General features: G+C 46.2%; 4 protein-coding genes and 1 pseudogene. All 5 read left to right on the top strand.

The features are described 5' to 3' along the window. Nucleotides 1-348: RNA-guided endonuclease InsQ/TnpB family protein (locus HNQ84_RS14210; protein ID WP_435622462.1), on the top strand; the 348-nt coding region annotated here is incomplete at its 5' end. 171 nt (nucleotides 349-519) lie between these two features. Then, nucleotides 520-1,362 (top strand): DegV family protein, encoded by an 843-nt coding sequence (locus HNQ84_RS14205; RefSeq protein WP_435622461.1) that lies wholly within the window; start codon nucleotides 520-522, stop codon nucleotides 1,360-1,362. A 68-nt stretch (nucleotides 1,363-1,430) separates the two neighbouring features. Then, the gene (locus HNQ84_RS14200) at nucleotides 1,431-2,771 is read left to right on the top strand and encodes an ATP-dependent helicase ComFA (RefSeq protein WP_435622460.1); all 1,341 of its coding nucleotides are present in this window, start codon (nucleotides 1,431-1,433) and stop codon (nucleotides 2,769-2,771) included. Continuing rightward, entirely contained in the window at nucleotides 2,768-3,436 is a 669-nt protein-coding gene (locus HNQ84_RS14195; RefSeq protein WP_435622459.1) for a ComFC family protein, read from the top strand. Before HNQ84_RS14200 ends, HNQ84_RS14195 begins: the two co-directional genes overlap by 4 nt. 82 nt (nucleotides 3,437-3,518) lie before the next feature. Beyond that, a pseudogene (locus HNQ84_RS14190) lies at nucleotides 3,519-5,251 on the top strand (metal-dependent peptidase); the annotation flags it as partial.

Genomic DNA, 5,251 nt, shown 5'->3' with positions numbered 1-5,251 from the left:
CACCACATCACAACGACGTTGGTGAAAGCCAAGCCAGCGTATGTCGTGATGGAAGACTTGAACACAAGTGGCATGTTAAAAAATCGCAAGCTATCAAAAGCGATTCAACAACAAACATTTCACGAGTTCAAGCGGAAAATGATGTACAAATGTGCGTGGCATGGCATCAAGTTGATCGTGGCAGATCGGTTTTATCCGTCAAGCAAAAAGTGCAGCCGTTGCGGTCATGTGAAAGACCGCCTTTCTTTATCGGAACGGACGTACCGTTGCGAAGTGTGTGGGTTACAAATGGATCGCGATCTCAACGCGAGCATCAACTTGAAACAATATGCCAAATCCATGATGTGACATGACTATGTACCCATACGTTAGTGGGGAAGTGAAGCCTTCGGAGCGCCAAGCAAACGAGAGTAGCTTCGGCGAAATCGGGCGCGATGAACAAGGAAAGAAACGAAAACTTTATAAATAATGAATAGATGATTTATAAAGTTTTGTAAGTTTTCTGTAACGGTAAGAGCGATGAAGACGGCGATTTTAACGGATAGTACAGCGTATATCCCGAAGCATATTCGCGAACAGTTGAATATACATATCATTCCTTTGAGTGTCGTCTTTGGCACAGAGACGTATCGGGAAGAGATCGACATGAGCGCAGCTGATTTTTTTGATAAAGTGAAAACAAGTGAACAACTGCCGACAACGTCTCAACCACCGATTGGTTTATTCGTTGAGACGTTTGAACAGCTGTCGAAACAATACGATGCGGTCATTTCGATTCATTTATCAAGCGGCATTAGCGGAACGTATCAAGGAGCGGTTGCGGCTGGTCAAATGGTCGAAGGCATCCGGGTGTATGCATATGATTCAGAAATTAGCTGCATGGTGCAAGGATTTTATGCGATGGAAGCGGCAGAAATGGCGCAAGCAGGTGCGCATCCGGAAGCGATTATAGCTCGGTTAAACGAAATGAAACAATCAGTACGTGCGTATTTTATGGTCGACGATTTATCGCATCTGCAACGTGGCGGGCGGTTAAGCGGTGCACAGGCGTTTATCGGAAGTCTCCTGCAAGTCAAGCCGATTTTGCATTTCGTTAATAAAGTCATCGTTCCGTTTGAAAAAATTCGTACACGTAAAAAAGCGTTACATCGCATAGAAGAACTATTTGCTGAAGATGCGAACCTTGGCGTTCCTATGCGTGCGGTCATTATCCATGCGAACCGTGAAGAAGAAGCACGCGCATGGAAAGAAAAGCTCGAGCAACAATATCCGCACGTTGAATTTTTCCTTAGCTATTTCGGACCTGTCATCGGCACGCATTTAGGTGAAGGAGCAATGGGATTCGGTTGGTATAAAAAATAAGCAGGAATTTTTTTAATGGGTACGAATAGAAGAAGTGGGCGAATGATCCACTTCTTTTTTTGTTGGGGGTGATTTGTTTGTATTTCGCAGGGAAACAGCTACTAAAGTCTGAACTTTCTTTTTCTCACGATGCGAAACATATTCAAATTGTTGAAAGTATCGTCAAAACGAAAAAAGGTTATCGCTGTGTGCGATGCGACAACGAGGACCAGCAACTTTTTGCGTCTTTTCCATGCGCTCGTTGTGGACGCATATGTACGTATTGTCGCAAATGTATTATGATGGGGCGATGTAGCGAATGTAATCCGCTTGTCATATGGACGGAACCAATTCCCTCCACCTCTTTTTCTTCACCGCTAAAATGGAGCGGTAAACTATCCACAGCCCAACAACTTGCTTCTGATGAAGTGTGTCAGGCGATTGATCGAAACGAATCTTTGCTTGTTTGGGCGGTATGTGGAGCCGGGAAAACAGAAGTGCTATTTGCAGGAATCGATATGGCGTTGTCGCAAGGAAAGCGCGTCTGTCTTGCTGCTCCGCGCACAGATGTCGTATTGGAGTTAGCCCCACGCCTCGCGAACGTTTTTCCGTCTGTCGATATCGCAGCGTTATACGGAGGTAGCCAAGACCGCGGCAAGCTCGCTTCGCTGACGGTATCAACGACTCATCAATTGCTTCGGTATTACCGTGCTTTTGACGTGATGATTGTGGATGAAGTCGATGCATTTCCGTATAGTGTAGACTCGATGCTTTCCTATGCGGTAGAACGGGCCCGAAAACCGAACTCCTCACTCATTTATTTAACCGCAACCCCAAACGAACAATGGCAACGTGAAGTAAAAAGCGGTCAGCGTAAAGCAGTGACGATTCCTGCACGGTATCATCGTCATCCTCTTCCTGTCCCTATATTTGAATGGTGCGGCAACTGGCAAAAAAAATGGCGCCACAAGCGGTTGCCTTCATGTGTTGTTCGATGGGTAAACGAGCATCTCGAAAGAAACAAACAAGCCTTTTTATTCGTTCCTCACATTGACTTTTTACAACAAGTTGTTCCGTACTTACAACAATTTCACCCTCGCATTGAAGGGGTACATGCTGAAGATCCGAAACGAAAGGAAAAAGTGCTTGCTTTTCGGCGTGGACAAATTCCTCTTCTTGTCACAACGACCATTTTAGAGCGCGGGGTAACGGTCCCAAACATTGACGTTGCCGTGTTAGGTGCAGAGCAACCGATTTTTACAGAGAGTGCGCTCGTGCAAATTGCAGGACGCGTCGGGCGAAGTGCTCAGTACCCGACAGGTGATGTTCGCTTTTTTCATTTTGGAAAAACGAAAGCGATGGTGTCAGCAAAGCGCCATATTATACGGATGAACGATGAAGCACGAAAGCGAGGGTTGATTGACAAATGAAGTGTCTCATTTGTCATGATGAATGGATGCCTCCGATATCGCTTGCTATGCTTTTCACGCTCCGTCAAGCGGATGTTTGTTGTCCGCGTTGTCGAGCTCGCTTTATTCGCCTTGAAGGAAATCGTTGTGAACGATGTAGCCGTTTAAGTGACGTACCGATATGTGCCGATTGTATAAAGTGGCAACAGCGTCAAAGTGCCTTGAGACAAAACTATTCTGTTTATATATACAACGACTGGATGAAAGAAGTAATCAATCGTTTTAAATTTCGTGGCGATTATGCGCTTATTGAAGCGTTTCGTTCCGATGTTCGCGCGGTTTTTTCTAAGCATTTTTCTTCCGATGTGTTCCTCGTACCGATTCCACTTAGCCCTTCTCGATTAGCTGAAAGAGGGTTTAATCAAGCGGAAGCAATCGCTTCGCTTCTATCATTGCCAATCATTTTTGCCTTGCGACGTATCGATGATGAAAAACAATCGAAAAAAACGAGACGTGAACGTTTTGTCGGGCGCAAGTTTTGTTTGACAGGAGAAGATGTAGCCGAAAAGCGCATTGTCATCGTTGATGATATTTATACGACAGGGGCAACGGTGCATGAAGCGGCCAACGTTCTTTATGCAGCAGGGGCACGTGACATTTCTTCTTTTACGCTCATCCGCTCATAGTTGGGAACAAACTCCCATTGAAAACATCGTACCGATGGTCGATATAAAAAATAGGAATATTGGAGAACGGAGATGAGTCGTTATGGAAATTCGCGGATACGGACATTATCGCTCGACATCGTCATCTTCAACGACTGTGACGTTAAAAGCAGGAGATGTGTACGAAGCGGTTGTGAAAGAGCAAGTAGGTGAGAAAGAAGCGATTGTGCAATTGCGAGGTGTCGATATTCGGTTTCGTTTTGAAGGCGATGTACCGCCGTCTGGACGAGTGAAAGTACAAGTCACTGGTAGTGATGGGGATATTGTCGAAGGAAAGATTGTGACACCACCTTCTACATCATCATCCGAAACGTTTGAAACGCCTGAACTTCGCCAGGCGGTGACGATGGTAGCACAAAAGCAATTGCCGCTCACTCGAGAAACGGTGGAGTCGTTACGCACGTTTTTAGCAGAAGGAAAAGGAACGGTTGAACAAAAGTTAGAAACGATTCAAATCGCCGCAAGCAAAAAGCTTGATATGACGATGAAGCAGTTACAAGCGGTTCATGAAGCGCTCCACGGCAAGCCGTTAAGCGAGTCGTTACATGATATCGTTCGAGCGATTGATGAACATTTTTCATTTACTCCAATCGCAAAGCAACGGTCGCAAACGGTCAGTGAGCTACGTGCACAACTGCAACGAGAGCGAAACATTGATCGTGCGATGGAATCGGCAAAGCAGTTTGCAGAGGAGAACGGACATGACGAAATCACAAAAGCCGTTCGAGAGGCGACGTTGTTAAGAGAGCGCGGACACGAGATGTTTGCTCGCAGTCGCATCATGCAAGCTGTTGCTTTGGCAGAGGCGAATGAAAAGAGAATAGATTATGTACAAACTGAACGAGCAGCAACGCAAGAGAAGCAATTGCAAATGGTACGTCAACAAATCGAACGTGAGCCGATTGTCGCAAAAGCACTTACTATCGCAAAAGGAAGCGAAGTCGTTCGTCAAACGCTAGGTCCAGCGTTACAAGAAGCAGAGCAGTTGTATCGCTCAGGTCAACCACTTAGCGCTAAACAGCGATTGCTTGAAGCGTTCGCTTCTGTTGAGAAAACAGAAGATGCGTCGGTACAGCCGTCTACAGCTACACAAAAACAAATGGTTGATGAAGCAAAGCGAATTGTTCGCAACGCTCGCAATATAGAAGATGCTGTTCGTCAGTTGAAGGAAACGGTATTGCCGCGCATGGAAGGGAATGAATTACATGAAGTGATTGAACGTGTAGAACAACTAGGAGAAAAGGCGAAAGCAGATTTGATTCAAGCATTGAGAGCAGTAGGACAAAAAATAGAGGCAGAAATGAAAGAAACACTGCGCTCGAACACGCCAATAGCGAAAGTAGACGTCCAAGAAGCCCAGCTGAAACAAGTAGCAGAGGTGCGGAAGCAAGTGGAACATGCTCCAACGGTGAAAGCGGTAGAGCCGCAAGTGAGAGAGGTGGCTCGGACATTACCAGCGGAGCAAGCAGAGAAAGTGGTGCGTGCACTTGAGCAGTCGAAACAGCAAGAGGCAATGGGGCGCAGCATGGAAGCCCGACAACAGTTGATTCAAGCATTGCGTACAGTAGAGGAAGAAGTGACAGCGGACGTGGTGCGTACAGCGAAAGAAGCTATACGAGCGAATACCCCAGCACCCAAGGTAGAAACAAAAGAAGCACAACTGAAACAAGTGGCAGAGGTGCGGAAGCAAGCAGAAAGTGCCTCGACGGTGAAAGCAGTAGAGGTGCAAGTGAGAGAGGTGACTCGTACGTTACCAGCGGAGCAAGCAGAGAAAGT

This window comes from Anoxybacillus eryuanensis (assembly GCF_051200995.1).
Taxonomy (GTDB): Bacteria; Bacillota; Bacilli; order Bacillales; family Anoxybacillaceae; genus Anoxybacillus; species Anoxybacillus tengchongensis.
This window is presented reverse-complemented; position numbering and strand designations above follow the sequence as displayed.

Coding starts and splice junctions, on each gene's coding strand:
- HNQ84_RS14205 (WP_435622461.1), top strand. CDS start 520: ATGAAGACGGCGATTTTAACGGATAGTACAGCGTATATCCCGAAGCAT.
- HNQ84_RS14195 (WP_435622459.1), top strand. CDS start 2,768: ATGAAGTGTCTCATTTGTCATGATGAATGGATGCCTCCGATATCGCTT.